General features: G+C 71.9%; 22 protein-coding genes. 16 read left to right on the forward strand and 6 right to left on the reverse strand.

What is annotated here, in order from left to right; all coding sequences use genetic code 11:
* Positions 1 to 20 precede the first annotated feature (20 nt).
* From ACFQZ6_RS23715 to nudC, 3 genes are all read left to right on the forward strand, one after another.
* Positions 21 to 3449: a UvrD-helicase domain-containing protein gene (locus tag ACFQZ6_RS23715; RefSeq protein ID WP_381612236.1), complete on the forward strand. Its 3429-nt coding sequence runs from the start codon at positions 21 to 23 to the stop codon at positions 3447 to 3449.
* Between the two features lie 10 nt (positions 3450 to 3459).
* Positions 3460 to 4872 carry a dipeptidase gene (locus tag ACFQZ6_RS23720; protein WP_381612238.1) on the forward strand — a complete coding sequence of 471 codons (1413 nt, stop codon included), beginning with the start codon at positions 3460 to 3462 and terminating at the stop codon, positions 4870 to 4872.
* Between the two features lie 181 nt (positions 4873 to 5053).
* A complete protein-coding gene (gene nudC / locus ACFQZ6_RS23725) occupies positions 5054 to 5998 on the forward strand; it encodes an NAD(+) diphosphatase (protein WP_381612240.1) in 945 nt (314 codons plus the stop codon).
* Between the two features lie 86 nt (positions 5999 to 6084).
* Here the strand turns inward: nudC and ACFQZ6_RS23730 are convergent, their stop codons facing one another.
* Positions 6085 to 6327, reverse strand: a complete 243-nt coding sequence (locus tag ACFQZ6_RS23730) for a mycoredoxin (RefSeq protein ID WP_381612242.1) — start codon at positions 6325 to 6327, stop codon at positions 6085 to 6087.
* A 195-nt stretch (positions 6328 to 6522) separates the two neighbouring features.
* Between ACFQZ6_RS23730 and ACFQZ6_RS23735 the strand changes: the two genes are divergently transcribed.
* The 4 genes from ACFQZ6_RS23735 (at position 6523) to ACFQZ6_RS23750 (ending at position 10072) form a co-directional block, all read left to right on the forward strand.
* Positions 6523 to 8721 carry an ATP-dependent DNA helicase UvrD2 gene (locus ACFQZ6_RS23735; protein WP_381612244.1) on the forward strand — a complete coding sequence of 733 codons (2199 nt, stop codon included), beginning with the start codon at positions 6523 to 6525 and terminating at the stop codon, positions 8719 to 8721.
* 162 nt (positions 8722 to 8883) lie between these two features.
* Complete coding sequence (locus ACFQZ6_RS23740) at positions 8884 to 9207, forward strand: hypothetical protein (protein ID WP_381612246.1); 324 nt, start codon at positions 8884 to 8886, stop codon at positions 9205 to 9207.
* Between the two features lie 176 nt (positions 9208 to 9383).
* Complete coding sequence (locus ACFQZ6_RS23745; RefSeq protein ID WP_019754617.1) at positions 9384 to 9752, forward strand: WhiB family transcriptional regulator; 369 nt, start codon at positions 9384 to 9386, stop codon at positions 9750 to 9752.
* The gene (locus ACFQZ6_RS23750) at positions 9749 to 10072 is read left to right on the forward strand and encodes a hypothetical protein (protein WP_381612248.1); all 324 of its coding nucleotides are present in this window, start codon (positions 9749 to 9751) and stop codon (positions 10070 to 10072) included. The genes ACFQZ6_RS23745 and ACFQZ6_RS23750 overlap by 4 nt, the downstream gene beginning before the upstream one ends.
* A 181-nt stretch (positions 10073 to 10253) precedes the next feature.
* Here ACFQZ6_RS23750 and ACFQZ6_RS23755 read toward each other — a convergent pair whose 3' ends face one another.
* Positions 10254 to 11660 (reverse strand): ABC1 kinase family protein, encoded by a 1407-nt coding sequence (locus ACFQZ6_RS23755; RefSeq protein ID WP_381612250.1) that lies wholly within the window; start codon positions 11658 to 11660, stop codon positions 10254 to 10256.
* Positions 11653 to 12888 carry a TOMM precursor leader peptide-binding protein gene (locus tag ACFQZ6_RS23760; protein WP_381612252.1) on the reverse strand — a complete coding sequence of 412 codons (1236 nt, stop codon included), beginning with the start codon at positions 12886 to 12888 and terminating at the stop codon, positions 11653 to 11655. The genes ACFQZ6_RS23755 and ACFQZ6_RS23760 overlap by 8 nt, the downstream gene beginning before the upstream one ends.
* 228 nt (positions 12889 to 13116) lie before the next feature.
* Here ACFQZ6_RS23760 and ACFQZ6_RS23765 point away from each other — a divergent pair, with 228 nt between their 5' ends.
* The 4 genes from ACFQZ6_RS23765 (at position 13117) to ACFQZ6_RS23780 (ending at position 17084) form a co-directional block, all read left to right on the forward strand.
* Positions 13117 to 13707: a M48 metallopeptidase family protein gene (locus tag ACFQZ6_RS23765; protein WP_381612254.1), complete on the forward strand. Its 591-nt coding sequence runs from the start codon at positions 13117 to 13119 to the stop codon at positions 13705 to 13707.
* A 154-nt stretch (positions 13708 to 13861) separates the two neighbouring features.
* Positions 13862 to 15619 (forward strand): TerD family protein, encoded by a 1758-nt coding sequence (locus tag ACFQZ6_RS23770; protein WP_381612256.1) that lies wholly within the window; start codon positions 13862 to 13864, stop codon positions 15617 to 15619.
* Positions 15620 to 15631: 12 nt separating this feature from the next.
* Entirely contained in the window at positions 15632 to 16312 is a 681-nt protein-coding gene (locus tag ACFQZ6_RS23775; protein WP_381612258.1) for an AIM24 family protein, read from the forward strand.
* Positions 16313 to 16328: 16 nt separating this feature from the next.
* Positions 16329 to 17084: an AIM24 family protein gene (locus tag ACFQZ6_RS23780; protein WP_381612260.1), complete on the forward strand. Its 756-nt coding sequence runs from the start codon at positions 16329 to 16331 to the stop codon at positions 17082 to 17084.
* Between the two features lie 75 nt (positions 17085 to 17159).
* On the opposite strand, the gene ACFQZ6_RS23785 is transcribed toward ACFQZ6_RS23780, so the two are convergent.
* Together ACFQZ6_RS23785 and ACFQZ6_RS23790 are read right to left on the reverse strand one after the other, a co-directional pair.
* Positions 17160 to 17681: an NUDIX hydrolase gene (locus ACFQZ6_RS23785; protein ID WP_381612262.1), complete on the reverse strand. Its 522-nt coding sequence runs from the start codon at positions 17679 to 17681 to the stop codon at positions 17160 to 17162.
* Positions 17678 to 19114, reverse strand: coding sequence for a zinc-dependent metalloprotease (locus ACFQZ6_RS23790; protein ID WP_381612264.1), 1437 nt, complete (start codon positions 19112 to 19114; stop codon positions 17678 to 17680). Before ACFQZ6_RS23790 ends, ACFQZ6_RS23785 begins: the two co-directional genes overlap by 4 nt.
* A 193-nt stretch (positions 19115 to 19307) precedes the next feature.
* Between ACFQZ6_RS23790 and ACFQZ6_RS23795 the strand changes: the two genes are divergently transcribed.
* The 4 genes from ACFQZ6_RS23795 to ACFQZ6_RS23810 all read left to right on the forward strand — a co-directional run bounded on the left by ACFQZ6_RS23795 (position 19308) and on the right by ACFQZ6_RS23810 (position 22436).
* Positions 19308 to 20420 carry an SDR family oxidoreductase gene (locus ACFQZ6_RS23795; protein ID WP_381612266.1) on the forward strand — a complete coding sequence of 371 codons (1113 nt, stop codon included), beginning with the start codon at positions 19308 to 19310 and terminating at the stop codon, positions 20418 to 20420.
* Positions 20421 to 20490: 70 nt separating this feature from the next.
* Entirely contained in the window at positions 20491 to 20952 is a 462-nt protein-coding gene (locus tag ACFQZ6_RS23800; RefSeq protein ID WP_381612268.1) for a molybdenum cofactor biosynthesis protein MoaE, read from the forward strand.
* Between the two features lie 142 nt (positions 20953 to 21094).
* A complete protein-coding gene (locus tag ACFQZ6_RS23805) occupies positions 21095 to 21241 on the forward strand; it encodes a hypothetical protein (RefSeq protein ID WP_381618919.1) in 147 nt (48 codons plus the stop codon).
* A 97-nt stretch (positions 21242 to 21338) separates the two neighbouring features.
* The gene (locus ACFQZ6_RS23810; protein ID WP_381612270.1) at positions 21339 to 22436 is read left to right on the forward strand and encodes a YlbL family protein; all 1098 of its coding nucleotides are present in this window, start codon (positions 21339 to 21341) and stop codon (positions 22434 to 22436) included.
* 40 nt (positions 22437 to 22476) lie between these two features.
* Here the strand turns inward: ACFQZ6_RS23810 and ACFQZ6_RS23815 are convergent, their stop codons facing one another.
* Positions 22477 to 23019, reverse strand: a complete 543-nt coding sequence (locus ACFQZ6_RS23815) for a PPA1309 family protein (RefSeq protein WP_381612272.1) — start codon at positions 23017 to 23019, stop codon at positions 22477 to 22479.
* 162 nt (positions 23020 to 23181) lie between these two features.
* Between ACFQZ6_RS23815 and ACFQZ6_RS23820 the strand changes: the two genes are divergently transcribed.
* Complete coding sequence (locus ACFQZ6_RS23820; RefSeq protein ID WP_381618594.1) at positions 23182 to 26118, forward strand: UPF0182 family membrane protein; 2937 nt, start codon at positions 23182 to 23184, stop codon at positions 26116 to 26118.
* Positions 26119 to 26148: the final 30 nt, after the last annotated feature.

Below are 26148 nucleotides of genomic sequence, written 5' to 3' on the forward strand. Positions count from 1 at the left end.
CCGCCGCTAGCCTCTCTCACGTGCCCGCCCGTATCACCGACCCCGAACAGCTCAAAGAGCTGCTCGGCATCCCGTTCACCCCGGAGCAGACGGCCTGCATCACCGCGCCGCCCGCCCCGCAGGTGATCGTGGCCGGAGCCGGTTCCGGCAAGACGACGGTGATGGCGGCGCGCGTGGTCTGGCTGGTCGGCACCGGCCAGGTCGCCCCCGAACAGGTGCTCGGCCTGACCTTCACCAACAAGGCGGCCGGAGAGCTGGCCGAGCGCGTCCGCAAGGCCCTGGTCAGGGCAGGCGTCACCGACCCCGACGTCATCGACCCGGACAACCCCCCGGGCGAGCCCGTGATCTCCACGTACCACGCCTTCGCGGGCCGCCTGCTGGCCGACCACGGCCTGCGCATCGGCCTGGAGCCCACCTCCCGGCTCCTCGCCGACGCCACCCGCTACCAGCTGGCCGCGCGGGTGCTGCGCGAGGCCCCCGGCCCCTACCCGGCGCTCACCCGCTCCTTCCCCGACCTGGTCAGCGACCTGCTCACCCTCGACGCGGAACTCTCCGAGCACCTCGTGCGGCCCGAGCGGCTGCGCGCGTGGGACGCCGGGCTGCTGCTCGCCTTGGACGGCGCCAAGCTCAGCAACGCCGACCTGCGCAAGGTCCCCGACACCGCCGCCGCCCGCCGCGAACTCACCGAACTCGTCGTGCGGTACCGCGCCGCCAAACGCGAACGCGACCTGATCGACTTCGGCGACCAGATCGCCCTCGCCGCCGAACTCGGACAGCTCCCCGAAGTGGGCCGCCACCTGCGCGAGGAGTTCCGCGTCGTCCTCCTCGACGAGTACCAGGACACCTCCGTCGCCCAGCGCGTCCTGCTCGCGGGCCTCTTCGGCGGCGGCACCGGCCACCCCGTCACCGCCGTCGGTGACCCCTGCCAGGCCATCTACGGCTGGCGCGGCGCCTCCGTCGCCAACCTGGACGACTTCCCCGAGCACTTCGCCCACGCCGACGGCCGCCCCGCCACCCGCCAGGCCCTCAGCGAGAACCGGCGCAGCGGCGGTCGCCTCCTCGACCTCGCCAACGGCCTCGCGGAGCCCCTGCGCGCCATGCACGCGGGCGTGCAGGCCCTGCGCCCCGCGCCGGGCGCCGAGCGGGACGGCGTGGTGCGCTGCGCCCTGCTGCGCACCCACGCGGAGGAGATCGACTGGATCGCGGACTCCGTCGCCCACCTGGTGAACACCGGCAAGGCGCCCGGTGAGATCGCCGTCCTGTGCCGCACGGCCGGTGACTTCGCGCAGATCCAGGGCGCGCTGGTCGCCCGGGACGTGCCGGTGGAGGTGGTCGGGCTCTCCGGGCTGCTGCACCTGCCCGAGGTCGCCGACCTGGTCGCCGTCTGCGAGGTCCTCCAGGATCCCGGCGCCAACGCCTCCCTGGTCCGGCTGCTGACCGGACCACGCTGGCGCATCGGGCCGCGCGACCTCGCCCTGCTGGGCCGCCGCGCACGGCTGCTCGTCGCGCACGCGCGCGTGGAGCGCGGCGACGACCCCGACCTGCGGCTCGCGGAGGCCGTCGAGGGGGTCGACCCGGCGGAGGTGGTCTCCCTCGCGGACGCCCTCGACACCTTCCTGGAGACGCCCATGGAGGGCGGCGGGGACGACGACGGGCTGCCGTTCTCGCCGGACGCGCGCGTGCGGTTCGCCCGCCTCGCCGCCGAACTGCGCGACCTGCGCCGCTCCCTCGCCGACCCGCTGATGGACGTACTGCACCGCGTCCTCGCCGTCACCGGCCTGGAGGTGGAGCTGTCCGCCTCACCGCACGCCCTGGCCGCCCGGCGCCGGGAGACCCTCTCCAACTTCCTCGACGTCGCCGCGTCCTTCGCCGCGGGCGACGGCGAGGCGAGCCTGCTGGCGTTCCTGGGCTTCCTGCGCACCGCCGCCCAGTACGAGAAGGGCCTCGACAACGCGCTCCCCGGCGGCGAGAACACCGTCAAGGTGCTCACCGCGCACAAGTCCAAGGGCCTGGAGTGGGACGTCGTGGCCGTCCCCGGGCTGGTCACCGGCACCTTCCCCAGCGCCCAGGGCCGCGAGAAGTGGACCGCGCAGGCCAAGGTGCTCCCGCACGAGCTGCGCGGCGACGCCGACACCCTGCCCGACGTCGAAGCGTGGGACTCGCGCGGGATGAAGGCCTTCCACGAGGCCATGAAGGACCACCAGCACACCGAGGAACTCCGCCTCGGCTACGTCACCTTCACCCGCCCCCGCTCCCTGCTGCTCGGCTCCGGCCACTGGTGGGGCCCCACCCAGAAGAAGCCCCGCGGCCCCTCCGACTTCCTCATCGCCCTCCACGACCACTGCGCCGCCGGACACGGGGAGATCGAGGTGTGGGCGGACGCACCCGCCGACGACGAGGAGAACCCCGCCCTCCACCAGACCGCCGCCGACGAGGTGTGGCCGCTGCCCCTGGACGAGGAGGCGCTCACCCGACGCCGGGCCGCCGCCGAGACCGTCCTCGCCCAGCTCGACGCGCTCGCCGCCAGCCCGACCGTGCCTGACCCCACCGCCTACGAGGACCCGGACTGGCCCCCGCCACCGGAGGACGACGAACCCCTACCCGAGGACGAGGAGGACGGCCCCCTCCTCACCGACGACGACTGGGACTCCCTGACCACCCAGCGCCCCACCGTGCCCCACCAGGCGACCGCCCCTTCCCCCGAGACCCGGGCTCCCCTCACCCCGGAGGAGGCCCGCACCGTCGCCTCCTGGGACCGCGACCTCGACGCCCTCACCGGCGAACTCCTGCGCGCGCGTGAACGCGTCACGGAGGTCCCGCTGCCCGCCTCCCTGACCGCCACCCAGCTCCTGCATCTGGCCGCCGACCCCGACGGGTTCGCCCAGGAACTGGCCCGCCCCATGCCGCGCCCGCCGCAGCCGGCCGCCCGCCGCGGCACCCGCTTCCACGCCTGGGTCGAAGCCCGCTTCGAGGCGCTGACGCTGCCCCTGCTGGAACCGGACGACCTCCCAGGCAGCGACGCCGAGATCGCCGACGAACGGGACCTGGAGGCCCTCAAGGACGCCTTCGAACGCACCGAGTACGCCCGGCGCACGCCCTACCGCGTCGAGGCGCCCTTCCAGCTCTCCATAGCGGGCCGCGTCGTCAGGGGCCGCATCGACGCCGTGTACAGGTCCGGCGACGGCGATACGACGACGTACGAGATCGTCGACTGGAAGACCGGCCGTGGCGGTACCGCCGACCCGCTCCAGCTCGCCCTGTACCGGCTCGCCTGGGCCGAGCAGCAGGGCGTCCCCCTGGAGTCGGTCACCGCCGCCTTCCTGTACGTGCGCACCGGCGACGTCGTCCACCCGCGCGAGCTGCCGGACCGGGCCGCGCTGGAACGGCTGCTGCTGGAGGAGCCGTCCGGTGACGAATCGCACGATCGGACTGTCACCGGCGGCCGATAGGCTCGTGACCATGAGCCACCCCGTTGACAGTGCCGTCAGCGCCGTCCGTACGTACATCGAGCGGCACCGCGCCGCCTTCCTCGACGATCTCGCCGAGTGGCTGCGCATCCCGTCCGTGTCGGCCCAGCCCGACCACGCGCCGGACGTGCGCCGCAGCGCGGACTGGCTCGCCGCCAAGCTCAAGGAGACCGGCTTCCCCACCGCCGAGGTGTGGCCCACGCCCGGGGCACCAGCCGTCTACGCCGAGTGGCCCTCCGCCGACCCGGGGGCGCCCACCGTCCTGGTCTACGGCCACCACGACGTCCAGCCCGCCGCCCGCGAGGACGGCTGGGACAGCGACCCCTTCGACCCCGTCATCCGGCAAGACCGCCTCTACGCGCGCGGGGCGGCTGACGACAAGGGGCAGGTGTTCTTCCACACACTCGGCGTCCGCGCCCACCTCGCCGCCACCGGCCGGGACACCCCGGCCGTCCACCTGAAGCTGCTGATCGAGGGCGAGGAGGAGTCCGGCTCCCCGCACTTCCGGGCGCTCGTCGAGGAGCACGCCGACCGGCTCGCCGCGGACGCCGTGATCGTCTCCGACACCGGCATGTGGTCCGAGGACACCCCCACGGTCTGTACGGGGATGCGCGGCCTCGCCGAGTGCGAGATCCGCTTCCACGGCCCCGACCAGGACATCCACTCCGGCGCCTTCGGCGGCGCCGTACCCAACCCGGCGACCGCCGCCGCCCGCCTCGTCGCCGCCCTGCACGACGAGCACGCGCGCGTGACCGTTCCCGGCTTCTACGACGGCATCGTGGAACTCACCGACCGCGAGCGGGCACTCTTCGCCGAACTGCCGTTCGACGAGCGGCGGTGGCTGCGCACCGCGCACTCCCACGCCACCCACGGCGAGGCCGGTCACACCACGCTGGAACGCGTCTGGGCCCGCCCCACCGCCGAGGTCAACGGCATCGGCGGCGGCTACCAGGGCCCCGGCAGCAAGACGATCATCCCGTCCAGCGCCATGGTGAAGCTGTCCTTCCGGCTGGTCATGGGCCAGGAACCCGACCACATCGAAAGGGTCGTCCGCGCCTGGGCGCTGGACCAGGTGCCCGACGGCATCCGCTGCGAGATCACCTTCGCCCCCGCCACCCGCCCCTGTCTGACCCCGCTGGACCACCCGGCGCTTGAGTCCCTGGTGCGCGCCATGGGCCGCGCCTTCGACGCCCCGGTCCGCTTCACCCGCGAGGGCGGCTCCGGACCCGCCGCCGACCTCCAGGACGTCCTCGGAGCGTCCGTCCTCTTCCTGGGGATCTCCGTGCCCTCCGACGGCTGGCACGCCCCGAACGAGAAAGTGGAACTCGGCCTCCTCCTCAAAGGCGTCGAGACCACCGCCCACCTCTGGGGCGACCTGGCCGAGAACTGGCACCATGCGCCCTGACCCCCCAGGACCGTCCGGAGCGGTACTCCCCACGGGGCACACTGGAAGCACCGCCCCGAACCACCGGGCCCCGCACGACGAAGCCCGGGACCACCGAGCCCCGCACCCGGTCACCACCCGCCGTACGAACAGCCGAACCGCCGCCGAAACCACCGTTTTACCGGGGGAGATGGAAGCACCCGTGACCACCTGGACCGACCACACCGCCGACCGACCCATCTCGCTCACCGCCCCGAGCGGCATCGACCGCGCCGCACACCACCGGCTCGACGAGGCATGGCTCGCGGCGGCGTGGAGCCACCCCACCACCCGCTGCTTCGTGGTCTCCGGCGGTCAGGTCCTCATCGACGAGACGTCCGACGGGCGCACCGAACTCGTCATGACGCCCTCGTTCGAGGCCCCCCTCACCGAGGCCCACCGCTACTTCCTCGGCATCGACGAGGACGGCGTCAGCTACTTCGCCCTCCAGAAGGACGCGCTGCCCGGTCGCATGGACCAGTCCGCGCGCCCCGCGGGCCTGCGCGAGGCCGGGCTGCTGCTCTCCCCGCGCGACGCGGGCCTGATGGTGCACGCCGTCGGGCTGGAGAACTGGCAGCGCACCCACCGCTTCTGCTCCCGCTGCGGCGAGCGCACGGTCATCGCCGCGGCGGGCCACATCCGCCGCTGCTCCGCCTGCGGCGCCGAGCACTACCCGCGCACCGACCCGGCCGTGATCATGGCCGTCACCGACGAGGACGACCGCATCCTGCTCGGCCGCCAGGTCCACTGGCCCGAGGGCCGCTTCTCCACGCTGGCCGGTTTCGTCGAGCCCGGCGAGTCGATCGAGCAGTCCGTGCGCCGCGAGGTGTTCGAGGAGGCCGGTATCACCGTCGGCCAGGTCGAGTACGTCGCCAGCCAGCCCTGGCCCTTCCCGTCCAGCCTCATGCTGGGCTTCATGGCCCGCGCCACCTCCACGGACGTCGAGGTCGACGGCGACGAGATCCACGAGGCCCGCTGGTTCTCCCGCGACGAACTGGGCGCCGCCTTCGACAGCGGCGAGGTGCTGCCGCCGTACGGCATCTCCATCGCCGCCCGCCTCATCGAGCTGTGGTACGGCAAGCCGCTGCCGACGCGCGGCCTCATGTGACGACGAAGTGAGGGGCGGGTTCCCCGACCCGTGGCCCAGTGGCCTGGTCGGGGAACCCGCCCCTCATCGCCCGCCGAGCGGTCCGCTCAGGCGCCGATCTTCTGCTTCACCTGGGCCAGCGACGGGTTCGTGAGCGTCGAGCCGTCGGGGAAGAGCACGGTCGGGACCGTCTGGTTGCCGCCGTTCGCCTTCTCCACGAACTTCGCGGACTCCGGGTCCTGCTCGATGTTGATCTCGGTGTACGCGATGCCCTCGCGGTCCATCTGGCTCTTCAGCCTGCGGCAGTAGCCACACCACGTGGTGCTGTACATCGTCACAGAACCCAGCATCTCTTTCGCTCTCCTTCGGCGGCTCGGATAGGTGCGCGCGTCGCAGTGGGTGAACGTATCCGACCCGGCCGCCATTCCCGCCGGGGGTATCCGCGGGGAGGCCCGCGTGTGACGCCTGCCGCATTAGTACGACTGCGAGGCGATGCCTGTGGACAACCGGCTCAGCAGCCTCACACGACCTGGCAGCATGGCGGTGTGACAGCAGCAACGCACTCCACCCTCTTCCCGCGGGTACCGGACTCGGCCGACGCGGTGCTCGAAGGGCTCGACCCCGAGCAGCGCGAGGTCGCCACCGCGCTGCACGGCCCGGTGTGCGTCCTGGCCGGTGCCGGGACCGGCAAGACCCGCGCCATCACCCACCGCATCGCCTACGGCGTGCGCGCCGGGATCCTGCCGACCTCCAGCGTGCTCGCCGTCACCTTCACCAACCGCGCCGCGGGCGAGATGCGCGGCCGTCTCCGCCAGCTCGGCGCGGGCGGGGTGCAGGCCCGCACCTTCCACTCCGCCGCCCTGCGCCAGCTCCAGTACTTCTGGCCGAAAGCCATCGGTGGCTCGATGCCCCGGCTCGTCGACCGCAAGGTCCAGCTCGTCGCCGACGCCGCCGCGGCCTGCCGCATCCGCCTCGACCGCGGCGAGCTGCGGGACGTCACCGCGGAGATCGAGTGGTCCAAGGTCACCCAGACCGTCCCCGCCGACTACGCGCTCGCAGCCGCGAAGGCGGGCCGTGAAGCCCCCCGCTCCCCGGCGGAGATCGCCCAGCTCTACGCCGCCTACGAGGACCTCAAACGCGACCGCGCGGTCATCGACTTCGAGGACGTGCTGCTGCTGACCGTCGCCGTCCTCCAGGACCGGCACGACATCGCCGACCAGGTCCGCGCCCAGTACCAGCACTTCGTCGTCGACGAGTACCAGGACGTCAGCCCCCTCCAGCAGCGGCTGCTGGACCTCTGGCTCGGGGACCGCGACAACCTGTGCGTCGTCGGGGACGCCAGCCAGACCATCTACTCGTTCACCGGAGCAACGCCCGACCACCTGCTCGACTTCCGCGTCCGCCACCCCAAGGCCACCGTCGTCAAGCTGGTCCGCGACTACCGCTCCAGCCCCCAGGTCGTCCACCTCGCCAACGGACTGCTCTCCCAGGCCCGCGGGCGCGCCGCCGACCACCGGCTGGAACTCGTCTCCCAGCGCGGCCCCGGACCCGAGCCCGGCTACACCGAGTACCCCGACGAGCCCGCCGAGGCCGAGGGCGCCGCGCGCCGCATCCGCGCCCTCCTCGACTCCGGCGTCCCCGCCAGCGAGATCGCCGTCCTGTACCGCACGAACGCCCAGTCCGAGACCTACGAGCAGGCCCTCGCCGACGCCGGGATCCCCTACCAGCTCCGCGGTGCCGAGCGGTTCTTCGACCGGCCCGAGGTGCGCAAGGCGGGCATCGCCCTGCGCGGCGCCGCCCGCTTCGGCGGCAACGACGCCCTCCTCGACGAGGCGGTCGACCTGCCCTCCCAGGTCCGCGCCGTGCTCTCCGGGGAGGGCTGGACACCCCAGCCACCGGCGGGCTCCGGAGCCGTCAGGGAGCGCTGGGAGTCCCTCGCCGCGCTGGTCAACCTCGCCCAGGACTTCGCCGCCGCCCGCCCCGGCGCCACCCTCGGGGACCTCGTCGCGGAACTCGACGAGCGGGCGGGCGCCCAGCACGCCCCGACCGTGCAGGGCGTCACCCTCGCCTCCCTGCACTCGGCCAAGGGCCTGGAGTGGGACGCCGTCTTCCTGGTCGGCGTGGCCGAGGGCATGATGCCGATCAGCTACGCCCGGACCGACGAGCAGATAGAGGAGGAGCGCCGTCTCCTCTACGTCGGGGTCACCCGCGCCCGCTCCCACCTCCAGCTCTCCTGGTCCCTGGCCCGCTCACCCGGAAGCTGCCCCAACCGCCGCCCCAGCCGCTTCCTCGACGGACTGCGGCCCGGTTCCGGGAGCGGTACGGGCCGCACCGGGGCCGCAGCCCCCGGCGGCATCGAGCGCGGCATCCCCGGACGCGGCAGCATCGCGACCCCCCGGCGCGCCCAGCGCACCCCCGCCCGCTGCCGGGTCTGCGGGCGCACCCTCACCGACGCCGGTGAGATGAAGCTGATGCGCTGCGAGGACTGCCCGTCCGACATGGACGAGGGCCTCTACGAACGGTTGCGCGACTGGCGCGCGGTCCAGGCGCGGCGCAGCGGCCAGCCCGCGTTCTGCGTCTTCACAGACAAGACCCTGATGGCGATCGCCGAGGCCGCGCCGGACGACGAGGGTGAACTGGCCCGGATCCCCGGCGTCGGCGTCCGCAAGCTCAACCGCTACGGCGCCGAAGTGCTGGCCATCTGCGCAGGCCAGGACCCCGGCACGGGGGACGAATCGGACTGATGCGAACTCGTCGAAAAAATAGTTTGCGCCCGCCCCAGGAATCCCCATAGGTTCTAAGCCACGGGGACAGCGGCCTTCCTGAGGCCCCGATTCCGTGTTGTACTTGCATACCCGACGGACTGGTTCATCCAGTCCATGAGACGCCGAGAGGAGGCGAGTCCAGTGATCAGCATCAACACCAGCTTCAACAGCGCGGCCAAAATGACCGATCCCTCGGCCGTCTCCCTGTGCACCCTTGGCGCCTCGATCCCGGGCACCGGTCTGTCCGGCATTCGTGCCGTCCGTCCGGCGTCCTCCGTGTCCCTCGCGGGTCTTCCCGTCCGAGAGCGCAATGAGCGACCGACCAAGGCACTGGAAGCGGCAGTAGTGGCACAGGCGCAGGCCTATGCCTTTACGGCGACCGGTGCCGCCAGCCGGAAGCAGACGACGCAGCACCACCTGATGTGGGCCTTCCGTGGGCCAGAACCCTGGAGTGATCCAGCCTGATCGTCGATCAGGCCGGCGCCTTCAGGGCCGCGGAACCCCATCCGGGATCCGCGGCCCTTCTGTTTGTCCCCGAAACACGGGACGACGGAGCGAAGGGGCCTCGGGACAAGAAAAGAACCCGGTACCAGCCGCCAACCGGTCAACCCGACCGGCACGACCAGACGAGGAAGACATCCGTGCAACTCGAAGCGCACGCCCCGTCCGTACCGCCTTCCGACACGATCCCCAAGCCCGGCCTCACGGAGGACTCCACCTTGACCCCGCTCACCGCGCTCACCGCGCTCGACGACGCCATCGAGAACCTCGGCGTGCCCGTACCCTGCCGTTCCTACGACCCGGAGGTCTTCTTCGCGGAGTCGCCGGCGGATGTCGAGTACGCCAAGTCCCTCTGCCGCACCTGCCCGCTGATGGAGGCGTGCCTCGCTGGGGCCAAGGAGCGGCGTGAGCCCTGGGGCGTCTGGGGTGGCGAGCTGTTCGTCCAGGGTGTCGTCGTCGCCCGGAAGCGGCCCCGTGGCCGCCCGCGCAAGAACCCGGTCACGGCATGAACACCGCAGGAACGATCGACCGCCCCCTCACGCACGACCCCCAGAAGCAGGCCCCGATGAAGCCGTCCACTCATGAGCCCACCGGCTCCGCGACCTCAGACGTCACCACCACCGACGCGAACGACTCGCGTCAGAACAGGACCCGAGAGATGCAACTCATCCCAGAAGCCCTGGCTCGTGCGCATATGCACGACCGGCTGCACGAGGCGCAGCGGGAGCGCCAGGCCATGAGCCTGGTGACCGCCCGCCGGATGCAGCGCCGCGCCGAGCGCGCCTCGCGCCGCGCTCGCCGCGCGCTGGCCATCGCGGTCATGCAGTAGTCAGCAGCCGGGAACTTCCCACCGGGGCCGGTCCGTCCGACGGACCGGCCCCCGCCGCGTCGTGAGGCGTTCGCCCGCCGCCTACGCCCCGGCCGCGTCTGCCGCCTGCGCCCTGGCCTCGCCGGGTGCCTAGGCCTGGCCTCGCCGGGCGCCTACGCCTGGCCTCGCCTGCCTCCCGCGCTCAGGCCCCGGCCACCGACTCCTCCGGCCCTTCCGCCTCGTCCACCTCGGCCTCGGGGGCTTCCGACTCCTCCTCCAGGGGCACGAAGCCCGGCAGCCACTCCTCCAGTTCCTCCCGCAGCCGCACCGTCGCGCCGAGCTGGCACAGGACGCCGATCGTGCTGAGGGTGACCCGGTGGATCAGCAGGTAGGCCGGGGGGAGGTTGAGCTGCTTGCCCAACTGGTGGGCGGGGGAGCGCGGGTCCGCGATGCGCGCCGCCTGGCTGCGCATCCAGCTCCGGGTGAAGGTGAACTCGTCGGCGCGCGCCGGTTCGATGATCGGCAGGAGGTAGTCGAGGACCGCGTCCGGGTCCAGCTCTATCGATTCCTTGACGAACCCCTCGGCGCGCAGCAGGTCGTAGACGGCCTCCGCGTCACCGTCCAGCGTCATCCGCAGGGAGTCGCCGATCGGGGTCGGCAGGCCCGCGGGGAGACGGTCGACCGTGCCGAAGTCCAGGACGCCGAGCCGCCAGTCGTCCTCGCCGTCCGGGCTGCCGGGCAGCAGCCGGAAGTTCCCCGGGTGCGGGTCGGCGTGCAGCAGGCCGGTGCGGGCCGGGCCGGAGAAGAGGAACCGGGCCAGCAACTGACCCGCGCGGTCCCGCTGCTCCTGGGTGCCGTCCGAGATGATCTCCGACAGCGGTACGCCCTCGATCCACTCGGTGACCAGGACCTGCTCGCACTGGTGGACCACGGCGGGCACCACGACGTCCGGGTCGTCGGCGAACTCCTCCGCGTGGACCTCCTGCGCCTGCGCCTCCAGGCTGTAGTCCAGCTCCTCGGAGACCCGGTCCTTGAGTTCGGTGATCAACGGCTTGACGTCGATCCCGGGGACCAGCGGGCCCAGCAGGCGGGCGAAGCGGCTGAGCTGGTTCAGGTCCGACAGCAGCGCCTCACCGGCGCCCGGGTACTGGACCTTGACCGCGACCTCACGCCCGTCGTGCCACACCCCGCGGTGCACCTGGCCGATCGAGGCCGCCGCCGAGGGCTTGTCCTCGAACTCCTCGAACAGCTCGCGCCAGTCCGCGCCGAGCCGCTCCGCGAGCACGGAGTGCACGGTCCGCGTCGGCATCGGGGGAGCGGCTTCCTGGAGCTTCGTCAGGGCCGCCCGGTAGGGACCGGCGACCTCCTCGGGCAGCGCCGACTCGAAGACGGACAGCGCCTGCCCGAACTTCATCGCACCGCCCTTCAGCTCGCCGAGCACCTTGAACAACTGCTCCGCGGTGCGCTGTTGCAGCTCGCGCCCGACGAGTTCCGCGGACTCGCCGACGATTCTCTTGCCCAGCCCCCAGGTCGCCCGCCCGGCGAAGCCGAGCGGGAGCGCGGCCAGCTTGGCGGTGCGGGTGACCGCCTTGCGGGGAAGATCAGACATGCGCCCTCCAAGTGCCAGCCGGCCGCGCCGCGGCTGACCTACGGCATACCTCCGTTGACGACCCTTGCTCCGCCATTGTCTCGTGCGACTCCCCGTCCTTGGAGGGCTGCTCCTCTTTCGTTTCCGTCCCGGCCTCTTCCGGGACTCTCTCCGCCGCCGAGCAGGGACATGCCGGGTGGGCCCAGACGGGCCGGGCGTGCCACTGGAGACCGGGCAGGGAGACCTCCCAGCGGGCGCCCGCGCTGGAGGGCACCTGACCGTCGAGGAAGGCGAGCGCGTGGGCGGCGGCGAGCCCGGCGACGGTGGTGGCGAGCGTCACATCGCACGGCCGGACCTGGGGCTGCCTGCCCGAGTGCCACTGGGCGACCAGGCGCGGCCAGACCGGATCGCGGTCGGTGCGCCCCTCGTGCAGACAGCGGGCGCACGCCGTCTCACCGGGCAGGACGAGCGGGCCGACCATGCCGGTGCCCTCGACCACGCCCGCGTACAGATGCGGGGTGCCGGAGGCGATGAGCGGCTCCGCCGTGGCCGGGGAGGGGGCGTACACGGCGACGTCGTCCCATGGGGCGAGGATCACCAGGGTGTGGCCCGAGCTGTCCAGCGGTGGTGACTCGGGGCCGCGGCGGGGCGGGCGGTCCGGTGCCGCCCGGCGCACGGCACGGCGGGCGGACTCCTCCCGGCGCTCGCCGACGGCCTCGGCGGGGTGGCCGCCCGGTGCGACGTCCCACGGCTCCACGCAGCCGCCGTCGCGCACGTCGACCTCGCCCACGCCCGCCGCCGACAGCAGCGACGCCAGCACGCTGCCGACCCGGCCCGCGCCGCGCACCTGGACCCGCAGCGAGCGGCGGGCGGCGAGCCGCCGGATCGGATCACCCGGCTCCGACCTGGTCAGGGAGAGGGAGGCGAGGTCGGGGCGCAGCCGGTCGAGGACCTCCTTCTTCGCGCGCAGGGCGTCGGCGGCCGGGCCGCCGCCCCGGGCGTCGTCCAGCAGACCGGCCCGCGCCAGCCGGTTCAGCAGGGCGTCCACGTGGCCGTCCGGCAGATCCATGCGGCGTCCCTCGTCCCGTAGCAGGGGGAGGCCGCGGGTGCCGTTGAGCAGGTCCAGGAAGCTGCCCGTCGCCAGGTCCATCGGCCCCAGCGTCAGCGCGTGCGCCGGTGTCATGCCGAACTGGACGGTGTTGAGGTCGCGCCAGCCGCGCCGCAGCGCGGGCTTCACCATCGGATGCATGTCAGATCCCCCGTGTCCCGGTCCGTGCGAGTGTGTCGTCGCGGATGCCAGCATGGCGGGGGCGGCGGGAGGGCTGCCGGAGGTTGTCCACAGGCGGGGGGATTCATCGTATAAATCGGTGTGTCGGGTGGGTCGTGCGTCGTACAAATCAAACGGTCGGCGGGGGATCGGAACGGAACCCGTCCCGGAGTCGGGACTTCCCCCGTGTGCAGCGGGTAACGTCGGGGCGTGTCCGCCGACCCACTGCACCGTGCCGGAACGCCACAGCGCAGCACGACGAGCCCGCCGCCCAGCGGCTCGGGGACGAGCGCGATCGAGGTGCGCAGAAGTGCGCGTCGACGCAGGACGGTCTCCGCGTACCGCGAGGGCGACCGCACCGTCGTGCTCATCCCCGCCCGGATGTCCGAGGCGGAGGAGCAACGCTGGGTGAACGTCATGCTCGACAAGCTGGCCGCCCAGGAGAGCAAACGGGTGCTCGGGGACACCGAGCTGGCGGAGCGCGCCGAGCGGCTCTCGGCACAGTACCTCGACGGCCGGGCCCGGCCATCGTCGGTGCGCTGGGTCACCAACCAGAACACCCGCTGGGGCTCCTGCACCCCGGCCGAGGGCAGCATCCGTCTGTCGCACCGGCTCCAGGGGATGCCGGAGTACGTCGTCGACTACGTCCTGCTGCACGAGCTGGCGCACCTGCTGGTCCCCGGGCACGGGCCCCGCTTCTGGCGGCTGCTGGACGCCTACCCGCGCACCGAGCGGGCGCGTGGCTACCTCGAAGGGGTGGTCGCCGCCGAACGGCTGCCCCATCTGCCCGGCGCGCGCTGACGCGCCCCGGCCGGGCGCCCGCGCGGGAGCGCGCCCACCACCACCCCGTCGCGCCGGTTGTGTACCGGGTCTGTACCGAGATCCGCCGCTGTCAGCGTTTGCCGTTAGCCTGACGCGACGCACTCGCATTCGGGATGGGGGACGGTCGTAACGCATGGCCAGGGAATTCCAACGCGGCCACAAGGCCAGGATCAGTGACCTCACCGCGGGCACGGATCTGTACGTAGGCGTGCAGATCTCCGGCCCCGGACTGAGCTTCGACATCAGCTGTTTCGGGCTCGACGCCGACGAACGGCTCTCGGACGACCGGTACTTCGTCTTCTTCAACCAGCCGAAGTCCCCCGAGGAGGCCATCCAGCTTCTCGGCGCCCAGGCGGGCGACACGGAGTCGTTCCGGGTCACGCTCGACCGGATCCCGGCGCAGATCCAGAAGCTGTCGTTCACCGCCACGATCGACGGCGCGGGACAGATGTCGCAGGTCGGCCCCGGATACCTCCGCATCGTCGCGGGCGGTGAGGAGGTGGCCCGGTACGCGTTCAACGGCTCGGAGTTCACCACCGAGCGGGCCGTGATGCTGGGCGACTTCTACCTGAAGGACGTATGGCGCTTCGCGGCCGTCGGCCAGGGCTTCGACGGCGGTCTTGACGCGCTGCTGAAGAACTTCGGCGGCGAGGTCGCCGAGGAGGAGCCGCCCGCCGCGCAGCAGCCGCAGGCCGGTGCCGCGCCCGGCTTCGCGCCGCCCGCCCAGACCGCCGCCCCGCCCGCGTTCGGCGCCCCGGCCACCCCGGCTCCGGCACCGACCCCGCCCGCGTTCGGCGCCCCGGCCGCGCCCGCCCCGGCCCCCACCACGCCCGTGGCCCCCGCCCCGGCGCCGCCCGCCCCCACCCCGCAGCCCGCCGCGCAGGGGTTCGCGCCCCCGCAAGGTGCCACCCCGCCCCCGGCGCCCGCGCCCCAGATGCACGCCGCGCCCACCGTCGTCGCGCCGATGACCCCGCCCGGCGGCACGGTGCCGCCCCCGGCCCCCGCGCCGTACGGCCAGCCGCCCCAGCAGCAGGCCCCCTACGGGCAGCCCCCGGCCCCGACCGCCCCGCCGCCCCCCGGCTACCCACAGCCGACCGCACCGCAGGCCCCCGCACCACCCCCGGGCTACGGCCAGCCGACCGCACCGCCACCGCCCGGCTACGGCCAACAGGCCCCCTACGGCGCACCCCAGGGCATCCCGCAGGCCGCACCCCAGGGCGCACCCCAGGCGCCCGGTGTCGCCGGTGCGCTCCAGCAGTTCAAGGAGACGCCGACCGGGCAGCGCTGGACGCAGCAGAACAAGAAGATGGTCCGCGTCGACCTCGGCATCGGCGGTCAGCCGGTGCTCGCGCGGCAGGGCAGCATGGTGCTCTACCAGGGCAAGGTCGACTTCAGCTACAAGGGCGCCGGGTTCGCCGGGCGCATCGTGGGCAACGCCACCGGCCAGGAGATGCAGCTCATGCGCTGCACCGGCCAGGGCCAGGTGTTCCTCGCGGAGAACTCCACGATGCTGCACCCCATCGAACTCCAGGGCGACGGCATCTGCGTCTCCGCCGAGAACGTCCTCGCCTTCGACGAGAGCCTCACCTACGAGGTCCGCCGCGTCGAGGGCCACGGCATCCCCGGCGGCGCCCTGTTCACGATGCAGTTCCAGGGCACCGGCACGATCGTCGTCAAGACGCACGGCACGCCCGTGGTGCTCCCGGTGACGCCCACGACGTTCGCGGACAGCAACGCCGTCGTCGCCTGGTCGTCCGCCGCCCAGGTGATCGTCTCCAGCCAGGTCCGGATGCGCCGCAACGCCTACGCGGGCGACACCGGCGAGAGCGTGAACCTCCAGTTCCGGGCCGCGCCCGGCAACTTCGTCGTCGTCCAGCCCTACGAGGTCTAAGGGGAGCCCGTCATGAACCAGCCACTCGCGGGCCACGCCCCCGCACCCGTCACCGCCCGCATGGAGAACCACGGCAACCACATGCTGAAGGTCGCCATGCAGACCGGGAACGACCTCCTCGCGCGCGTGGGGTCGATGGTCGCCTACGAGGGGTTCGTCCAGTACGAGCCCAACCCGCCCGCCGTCCGCCAGATCGCCAAGGACTGGATGACCGGCGAGGGCGCGCCGCTGATGAAGTGCTCCGGCGACGGACTGCTCTACCTCGCGGACTACGGCGCCAACGTCGTCGTGATCAACCTCAACGGCGACGGGATCTCCGTCAACGCCACCAACCTGCTCGCCTTCGACGCCCATCTGACGTGGGGCGTCGAGCGGGTCAAGGGGCTGGCCAAGTTCGCCGGTCAGGGCCTGTGGAACACCAGGATCTCCGGGCAGGGCTGGGTCGCGCTGACCTCCCGGGGCAAGCCGATCGTCGTCGACTGCGGCGGCGGCGAGGACGAGACCTACGTCGACCCGGACGCGCTCGTCGCCTGGTCCCCGAACCTCAAGGTGAAGGGCAAGCGCAGCTTCAAGGCGCAGTCGCTGATCGGCCGGGGCAGCGGTGAGGCGTACCAGATGGCCTTCTCCGGCCAGGGCATCGTCGTCGTCCAGCCCAGCGAGGACAGCACCGACCGCCTCCGGTTCCGGGGCTGAGGGGGAGCACCACACCATGCAGAGTCCGCTTTTCGCCTACCACGACCAGCAGACCCAGGAACGCTGGGCGCTGCAGAACAAGCAGATGCTCCGGGTCACCCTGGCGGGCCACGACGACATCCTCGCCCGCAAGGGCACCATGGTCGCCTACCAGGGGATGGTCGAGTTCGACGCCGAGTACCAGGGCAACAGCGCCTCACGCGCGCGTGCGCACACCGGTGAGGGCCTGGACCTGATGCGCTGCCACGGGCAGGGCACGGTCTACCTGGCCAACCTCAAGCAGCACGTCCACCTCATGGACGTGGACCACGAGGGGCTCACCGTCGACAGCAGCTACGTCCTCGCCATGGACTCCTCGCTGCACCACGAGGTCATCGCCGTCGACAGCCTCTACGGCATCTCCGGCTCGGGGAAGTACCAGCTCAACATCACCGGCAGCGGCAAGGTCGCGCTGATGACCTCCGGCGCGCCGCTGCTGCTCCAGGTCACCCCGGACAAGTACGTCAACTGCGACGCGGACGCGATCGTCGCCTGGTCCACCGGGCTGCGGGTGCAGATGCAGGCCCAGACGCACTCCTCGGGCGTGTGGCGGCGGCGCGGCAACACCGGTGAGGGCTGGGAGCTGAGCTTCATGGGCACCGGCTACGCGCTCGTCCAGCCCAGCGAACTGCTGCCGCCGCAGAACGCCCAGATCGGCTCCGGGCTGGCCGCGCAGTACGGCATGGGCCAGCAGGGGGCGCGCGGACAGAACCAGGGCAACGTCTGGAGCTGACCGCGCGGAAGCGCGGGTAAGGGGTGACCGTCCATGGCGGTCACCCCTTACCTGTCGCCCTTACCCGTCACCCGTTCACAGCCGCGCGCGTGTCGCTTCCAGCAGTCGTACGACCGAGTCGTCCGCGACGTCCGCCACCTCGTCGTAGGCGAACCAGCGCAGGTCCAGTGACTCGTCGCTGATGGCCTCCAGGGCGCCGGGCGGGGCGATCGCCGCGTACTGCACGTCGTAGTGGCAGTGGCACGGCGGCGGGATGGGATGGCGGTCCAGCCGCACCGGGCCGCCCGGGAGCAGGGTGAGCCCGGTGACGCCGGACTCCTCCCTGGCCTCGCGCAGCGCCGCCTCCGCGAGGGAGGCGTCCGTGGGCTCGCAGTGGCCGCCCATCTGCAGCCACATGCGCAGCTTGCGGTGCAGGGTCAGCAGCACCCGGCCGCGCCCCGGGTCGACCACCAGGGCGCTGGCCGTGACGTGGCCGTCGCCGCAGGACTTCCATACGCCGTCCGGGTGGGCCGCCAGGTGGTCCAGGTAGCTCTGGCGCAGCTCTGGCTGGTCCTCGTACCCCTTGAGCACGAGGACCGCGTCGTCGTACAGGGTCACTCGCTGTCGTCGTCCTTCTCGGGTTCCTTGCTCAGGTCGGGCTTGCCGGGGGAGCCGCCCGCCGCCTCGCCGAGCATCTTGTCCAGCTCGGAGAAGTCGGCGTGCTCACGGTGCACGAAGCCGTCCGGGTCGTCCAGGTCGGAGGCGTTCGGGAGCATGTCCGGGTGGGCCCACAGGGCGTCCCGGCCGTCGACGCCGCGCGCGTCCGTGAGGGACGCCCACAGCCGGGAGGCGTCCCGCAGGCGGCGCGGGCGCAGCTCCAGGCCGATCAGGGTGGCGAACGTCTGCTCCGCGGGCCCGCCCGAGGCGCGGCGGCGGCGCAGCGTCTCCCGCAGGGCGTCCGCGGAGCCCAGGCGCGGCTTGGCGGCGGCGTGGACCACCGCGTCCACCCAGCCCTCGACGAGGGCCAGAGCCGTCTCCAGACGGGCCAGGGCGGCCTTCTGCTCGGGGGTGTCCTCCGGCTGGAACATGCCCTGCTGGAGGGCGTCCTGCAACTGCTCGGGGTTCTGCGGGTCGAACTGGCCGACCACGTCCTCCAGCTTGGCGGTGTCGACCTTGATCCCGCGCGCGTAGCCGTCGACGGCGCCGAACAGGTGCGAGCGCAGCCACGGCACGTGGGCGAAGAGGCGCTGGTGGGCGGCCTCGCGCAGGGCGAGGTACAGCCGCACCTCCTCCTTGGGGACGCCCAGGTCCTTGCCGAACGCGTCGACGTTCACCGGCAGCAGCGCGGCCTTGCCCGCCGGGCCGAGCGGCAGGCCGATGTCGGTGGAGCCGACGACCTCGCCCGCGAGCACGCCCACGGCCTGCCCGATCTGCGTGCCGAACATCGCCCCGCCCATGGAGCGCATCATGCCGATCAGCGGGCCCGCCATGGCCTGCATCTCCTCCGGCAGGACGTCGCCCATGGCGCCGCCGACCCGCTCGGCGACCGGGTCGACCAGTTCCTTCCAGGCGGGCAGGGTCGCCTCGACCCACTCCGCGCGGCTCCAGGCCACGGCGGAACCGGCGCCGGACGGCAGGGACGTCACGTCGTCCAGCCACAGGTCGGCCAGGCGGACGGCCTCCTGGACGGCGGTGCGCTCGGCGGGGCCGACGCTTGAGTCCTTGGTGCCGTCAGGGGCGCCCTGGCTGACCGTCTGGCGGGCGATCTGCTTGGCCATGTCCCAGTTCACCGGGCCGCCCTCGTAGGAGAGCATCTGGCCGAGCTGCTGGAACGCGGCGCCCAGGTCGGTGGGGTTCAGGGAACCGAACATGGCAGCGAGCGGGTTGTCCGCACCGGGGCCGCCAAAGCCTCCGGCGCCGGGCAGACCTCCGAAACCGAACGGGTTGGCCGGTCCCTGCCCACCACCGCTCTGCTGGTCCTTCTTCTTGCCCTCGTCGCCGTCGTCCGGCTCCTCCGGCGGAAGGCCGAATCCGAATGGGGTGTCACTCACGGGATTCCTCGGCTGGTAAGGCCACCGGTTCTTTCCGGCGGCGCGGCTGCCCGACAACACCCTCCAGCGTAGACACCACGGGCGGTTCGGGCCTCGGTGCTTCGCCGACGCATGGCCTGCGGCAGGATGGATGCCACCTGGTACGTACGCGTCACTCGCGCTCGTATGTGAAGACAACCGCTGGAGACACCCGGTGAGTTCCCCAGATCCGCAGGTTCGCGCAGCGCGAAACCACTCAACCCCGTCCGCCCCGCGCGGGCCCGTCGTCGCGGTCACCGGCGCCGCGTCCGGCATCGGGGCCCTGCTCACCGAGCGGCTCGCCGCGTCGGAGGAGATCAGGCAGGTCGTCGCCGTCGACGAGCGGCGCGGGGAGTGCGCGGCGGCGCAGTGGCACATCCTCGACGTGCGCGATCCGGCGATCGCGGAGAAGCTGCGCGGCGCGGACGTCGTCGTGCACCTGGCCGTCGACCTCGACCTGGAGACCGACGCCGCCGCCCGGACGGCCTACAACGTCCGGGGGACGCAGACCGTGCTGACGGCCGCCGCGGCGGCCGGGGTGCACCGGGTGGTGCTGTGCACCTCGGCGATGGTCTACGGCGCGCTGCCGGACAACGAGCTGCCGCTGTCCGAGGACGCCGAGCTGCGGGCCACCGCGGAGGCCACCGGGGTCGGGGACCTGCTGGAGATCGAACGGCTCGCGCGCCGGGCGCCCCGCGCGCACCCCGGGCTCAACGTCACCGTCGTGCGCCCCGCCGTCCTCGTCGGCGGCACCGACACCGCGCTGACCCGGTACTTCGAGTCGCCGCGGCTGCTGGTGGTGGCCGGTTCGCGGCCCGCCTGGCAGTTCTGCCACGTCGAGGACCTGTGCAGCGCCCTGGAGTACGCCGTCCTGGAGAAGGTCGAGGGCGAGCTGGCCGTGGGCTGCGACGGGTGGCTGGAGCAGGAGGAGGTCGAGGAGCTGAGCGGCATCCGGCGCATGGAGCTGCCGAGCGCGGTGGCGCTGGGCGCGGCGGCGCGGCTGCACCGCATCGGGCTCACGCCGTCCCCGGCCGGGGACCTGGCGTACACGATGTACCCGTGGGTGGTCAGCGGGAGCCGGTTGCACGACGCCGGGTGGCGGGCGCAGTGGACCAACGAGGAGGTGCTGGCCGAGCTGCTGGAGGAGGTGTCCGGGCGGCACACCGTCGCCGGGCGGCGGCTGGGCCGGAAGGACGCGACGGCGGCGGGCGCGGCCGGGGCGACGGTGGCGCTGCTGGGCGCGGCGGCGGTGGTACGGCGGGCCCGGAAGGCGCGGCGCCGGATCTGAGGTTCCGCGCCGCCTCCGCGAACCCCGGACGGGCTGGGTCGGCCGTCCGGGCGTAAGGCACGATGGAGGTATGGCAGACACTAAGGACCACCCCGGTGAGCAGGGCGCCCAGGACCCCATCAAGCTGATCGGGATCCGGGAGGCGCCGCTCTCCCTCGACGAGGTCTTCCGCGCGGTCGGGGACGACGCGGCCGGGGGGACGGCGCTGTTCGTCGGGACCGTGCGCAACCACGACGGCGGGGCGGACGTCGACGAGCTGGGGTACTCCTGTCACCCCACCGCCGAGGCCGAGATGCGGCGGATCGCCGAGAAGGTGGTCGCCGAGTACCCGGTGCGCGCGCTCGCCGCCGTCCACCGGATCGGTGACCTCAGGGTGGGCGACCTCGCCGTCGCCGTGGCCGTCTCGTGTCCGCACCGGGGGGAGGCGTTCGAGGCCTGCCGGAAGCTGATCGACGACCTCAAGCACGAGGTGCCGATCTGGAAGCACCAGAAGTTCTCCGATGGTACGGAGGAATGGGTCGGCGCCTGCTGAACATTCCGTCGGCGCCTGCTGAACATTCCGGTTGCGTAACCGCACCCCTGGCGCCAGCGTTGTCCGTGCGGAGGTTTAATCTGCTGATCAGTCAGTTGCGGACGCGTGTGCGTGGGAGGTCGGCATGGGGGCGCTCGCCTGGTTGCTGATTCCGCTTGTGGCCGCGGTCGGCGGCGGCCTGTGGGGAAGCTGGGCCAACCGCACCCGCAAGGCCCGCAGCGACGGCCCCGAACTCGACGGGTACGCCCGCTTCCGCGCGGCGATGGAGAAGTCCCACTCGGGCGGCTGACCGCCCCGGCGGTCGGTGTCCCCCGAGGTCACGGGGGGCGTCCCCGGACGGACGGCCCTGACGGTGCGCTGACAGAGCCGTCCCGTACTGTCGAGTCATGCCACGCCGCACCGCGACGATGCTCGCCTCCACCCTGATGCTGATCGCGCTCCTGTGCGCGGGAGTGCTCATCCCCGTGCCGTATTCGGAGATGTCCCCGGGGCCGACGGTGAACACCCTCGCCGAGCACGACGGTGAGCCGGTCCTCCAGATCGAGGGCCGCAAGACGTACCCGACGACGGGTCACCTGAACATGACCACGGTCCGCGTCACCAGCGCCGACTACAAGATGAACCTCGTCGAGGCCGTCTACGGCTGGCTCTCACACGACAACAAGGTCGTGCCCCACGACACGCTCTACCCGGACGGCAAGACCGAGGAGGAGTCGACCCAGGAGAACGCCGAGGAGTTCAGCCAGTCCCAGGAGAGCGCGAAGGTCGCCGCCCTGAAGGAACTCGGCATCTCGGTCAGGTCCTGGGTCGTCGTCTCCACCGTCGTCAAGGACTCCCCGGCCGAGGGCGCCCTGCACGCCGGGGACGTCATCAAGTCCGTCGACGGGACGACGGTGAAGGAACCGGCCGACGTCGCGGAGCTGGTGACCAAGCACAAGCCCGGCGAGGACGTGGTCTTCACCATCGTGCCCGCGAAGGAGCAGGCCGCCGCGGAGAAGGAGAACCGTTCGGCCACCGTCACCAAGGACGTCACGATCACCACGACGACGTCCGACGACACCGGCGAGAAGCGCGCCATCGTCGGCATCTCCGCCGGGACGGACCACACGTTCCCGTTCCACATTGACATCAAGCTCGCGGACGTCGGCGGCCCGAGCGCCGGGCTGATGTTCGCGCTCGGCATCTACGACAAGCTCACCCCCGGCAGCCTCACCGGCGGGGCCTTCGTCGCGGGCACCGGCACCATCGACGACGACGGCAAGGTGGGTCCGATCGGCGGCATCGAGATGAAGACGGTCGGCGCCCGGGACAAGGGCGCGGAGTACTTCCTGACGCCCGCCGACAACTGCGCGTCGGCCGCCAAGGACACCCCGGACGGCCTGACCCTCGTCAAGGTGAACACCATCGACGACGCCCTCGGCGCGCTGGAGGACATCCGCGCGGGCGACACGGACGACCTCCCGGGGTGCGACACCAAGGGCTGACCCGCGCCGCGGCGGCGGGACAGCCCCGGGCTCAGGAAGCTCAGTCCTCGAACGTCGCCGCCAGCGCCTCGGCCAGGCCCGGCACCAGGTCGGCGCCCGTGAGGACCTCGGTCGCGGCGTCCTTCTCCCGCAGCCGCAGCGCCGACTCACGGGACCCGTCCCGCAGCACGGCGACCGTCATGCGGACCTCCTGGCGCTCGGGGTGCCCGGCGACCCACTTCGCGAGCTGCGCCTCGTCGAGGTCCTGCGGAACCTGGGCCTCCGCGGACGGCGGGAGCATCAGCCGCTCCACCGTCAGGGCGCACCCGGCCACCGCGTCCGGCCAGGCGATCGTGCCGAGGAACTCGTCGAGGGCCCGGTCCGTTGGAATCTCGTCCTGCTCGATCGGGGTGAGGCCGGTGGTCTCCTGCTCCTCATCCAGGCCGAGCTGCGCCGCGAGGGAGGGTTCCTGGGTCCGCAGCCGAGCGGTGTCTACGAGGGCGAAGAGGCGGGCGGGCTGGTCCCAGCCGAGGCCGGAGGCGTACTCGTCGATCTCGAGTACGGCCCGGGTGAGCGGGCTCGCCGCCATGGGAGTGTTGGACATGGTCACAATCCTGCCTCGTTCGCACCCCGAATCGGGAACTGAGTAAAGCGTAGGTAAGTTGCATAGGTGAGGCCCTACGATCACGGGGCCCGACGGGGGCCCGCGGACACGGGCGCCTGACAGACCAACAGCGAACTTCGAGGTGCCACCTTGGCTTTCCAGATGCCGGACCGCGGCGGAGGCCCGACGGGGCCACGGATCAGAGTGGGCCGCCCGTCCCGGCGTGTCCGGACCCTGCTCATGACACTGGGCGTGCTGGCCGTTCTCGGCATGGCGTTCACCATGTTCGCGGGCTTCTGGACGGACTGGCTCTGGTACCGGTCGGTGCACTACTCGTCCGTCTTCACCACCACCCTGTGGACCAAGATCGGACTGTTCTTCGTCTTCGGCCTGTTGATGGCACTCGCCGTGGGCTTCAACATCTGGCTGGCGCACCGGCTGCGACCGCCGCTGAGCGCGATGTCGATGGAGCAGCAGAACCTCGACCGGTACCGCCTGGGCATCGCGCCCTACAAGAAGTGGCTGCTGTTCGGCATCACCGCCCTGGTCGGCCTGATCGCGGGCGCCTCCGCCTCCGGTCAGTGGCGGACCTGGCTGATGTGGGTCAACGGCGTCTCCTTCGGCCAGAAGGACCCCCAGTTCCACCTGGACGTCTCCTTCTACGCCTTCGACCTGCCCTGGTACCGGTTCCTGCTCGGCTTCGGCTTCGCCGCCGCGATCCTCTCCGTGATCGCCGCCGCGCTGACCCACTACCTGTACGGCGGGCTGCGCGTCACCAGCCCCGGCGCGCGCGCGACGGCCGCCGCGACCGGCCACCTGTCGGTGCTCATCGGCATCTTCGTCGCGCTGAAGGCGGTCGCCTACTGGCTCGACCGCTACGGCCTCGCGGTGAAGTCCAGTGACTTCAAGGCGACGGACAACTGGACCGGCCTGCGGTACGTCGACGCCAACGCCTACCTCCCGGCCAAGACCATCCTGTTCTGCATCGCCGTCATCTGCGCGCTGCTGTTCTTCGCCACCATCTGGCGGCGCACCTGGCAACTGCCCGTCATCGGCTTCGGCCTGATGGTGCTGTCGGCGATCCTGATCGGCGGGCTGTACCCGGCGATCGTGCAGAAGTTCCAGGTCCAGCCCAACGAGCAGGCCAAGGAAGCGCCGTACGTCGAGAAGAACCTCGCGGCGACGCGGCAGGCGTACGGGATCGACGGCGCCAAGGTCACGGACTACCCGGGTTCGAGCCAGACCGAGGACCGGAGCCAGTTGCGCGACGACGTCGGTCAGACGGCCAGCATCCGCATCATGGACCCGAACATCGTCTCGCCGACGTTCCAGCAGCTCCAGCAGATCAGGAACTACTACGCGTTCCCGACCAACCTGGACGTCGACCGCTACAGCAAGGACGGCAAGGAACAAGACACGGTCATCGGTCTGCGCGAGATCAACCTCAGCGGCATCCCGAAGAACAACTGGATCAACGACCACTTCCGGTACACCCACGGCTACGGCGTCGTAGCGGCCGAGGGCACCAGCGCCGACTCCGGGGGACGCCCGGACTTCACCGAGTCCGACCTGCCGTCCAAGGGTGACCTGGGCACCTACGAACAGCGGGTCTACTACGGCGAGAAGACCAACATGTACTCGATCGTCGGCGGCCCCCAGAAGGAGGTCGACTACTCCGACGACAGCGGTGAGAAGACCTACAGCTACCAGGGCAACAGCGGCGTCAACCTGTCCAACCCGATCAACCGGGCCGCGTACGCGGTGGCGTTCAGCGAGCCGCAGATCCTGTACTCCGGCGCGATCGGCGAGGGTTCGCGGATCCTCTACAACCGCACGCCGAAGGACCGCGTCGAGGCCGTCGCCCCATGGCTGACCATCGACGGTGACGCCTATCCGGCGGTCGTGGACGGCCGTATCCAGTGGATCGTCGACGCCTACACGACGACGAACGGCTACCCGTACTCCTCGCGGACGACCCTCGGGGACACCACGGCCGACTCGCTGACCGCGACCAACAACCAGCGCGCGGTGGTCGCCCAGCAGAACCAGGTCAACTACATCCGCAACTCGGTGAAGGCGACCGTCGACGCGTACACCGGCGAGGTCAAGCTCTACGAGTGGGACACCCAGGACCCGGTCCTGAAGACGTGGAAGAAGGCGTTCCCCGGCACGGTGGAGCCCAAGAGCGCGATCAGCGACGAGCTGATGGCCCATCTGCGCTACCCGCAGGACCTGTTCAAGGTGCAGCGCGAACTGCTCAGCCGCTACCACGTGAAGGACGCCACGACGTTCCTCAGCGGCAGCGAGGTCTGGCAGGTGCCGGACGACCCGACCAACAAGGCGGGCGAGTCGGTGCCGCCGTACTACCTCAGCATGAGGATGCCGGACCAGAAGGAACAGGCGTTCTCGCTGACGACCACGTTCACACCCAACGGGCGTGACAACCTCAGCGCGTTCATGGCGGTCGACGCCGAGGCGGGCACCGAGGGGTACGGCCAGATCAGAATCCTGAAACTGCCGACCAGTACGACCGTCTCCGGACCCAAACAGGTCCAGGCCCAGTTCAACTCCGAGCAGAACATCGCCGAGACCATCAGGCTGCTGAAAGGTGGCGGCGACTCCGACATCGAGTACGGCAATCTGCTGGCCGTGCCACTTGACGGAGGGCTGCTGTACGTGGAGCCGGTCTACGTACGGGGTGGTGGACTCAAGTACCCGCTCCTGCGGAAGGTGCTGGTGACCTACGGAGGTGCCATCGCCTTCGAGGACACCCTGGACGAAGCCCTCGACAAGGTCTTCGGAGCGGACGGCGCGACGCAGCCGACGCCACCGGGCGAGGACGAGGGCACCGGTGAGGACGACGGCGGCGGGACCACACCACCGCCGACGACCGAGAACCCGACCGTCCAGGACGCCCTCGACGACGCCCAGAAGGCGTTCGAGGCCGGGCAGGAGGCCCTGAAGAAGGGCGACTGGGAGGCGTACGGCCGGGCGCAGGAGGATCTCCAGGACGCGCTGGAGCGGGCCGAGAAGGCCCAGTCGCAGCCGGACGGCACCGGAGGCGGAGGCGGTGAGGGGGGCGGCAGCTCCCAGAGCTGAGCGACGAGAGCCGCGTGAGGGGCTCGTCCC

It is taken from the genome of Streptomyces flavalbus (genome assembly GCF_042674625.1).
GTDB lineage: Bacteria > Actinomycetota > Actinomycetes > Streptomycetales > Streptomycetaceae > Streptomyces > Streptomyces flavalbus.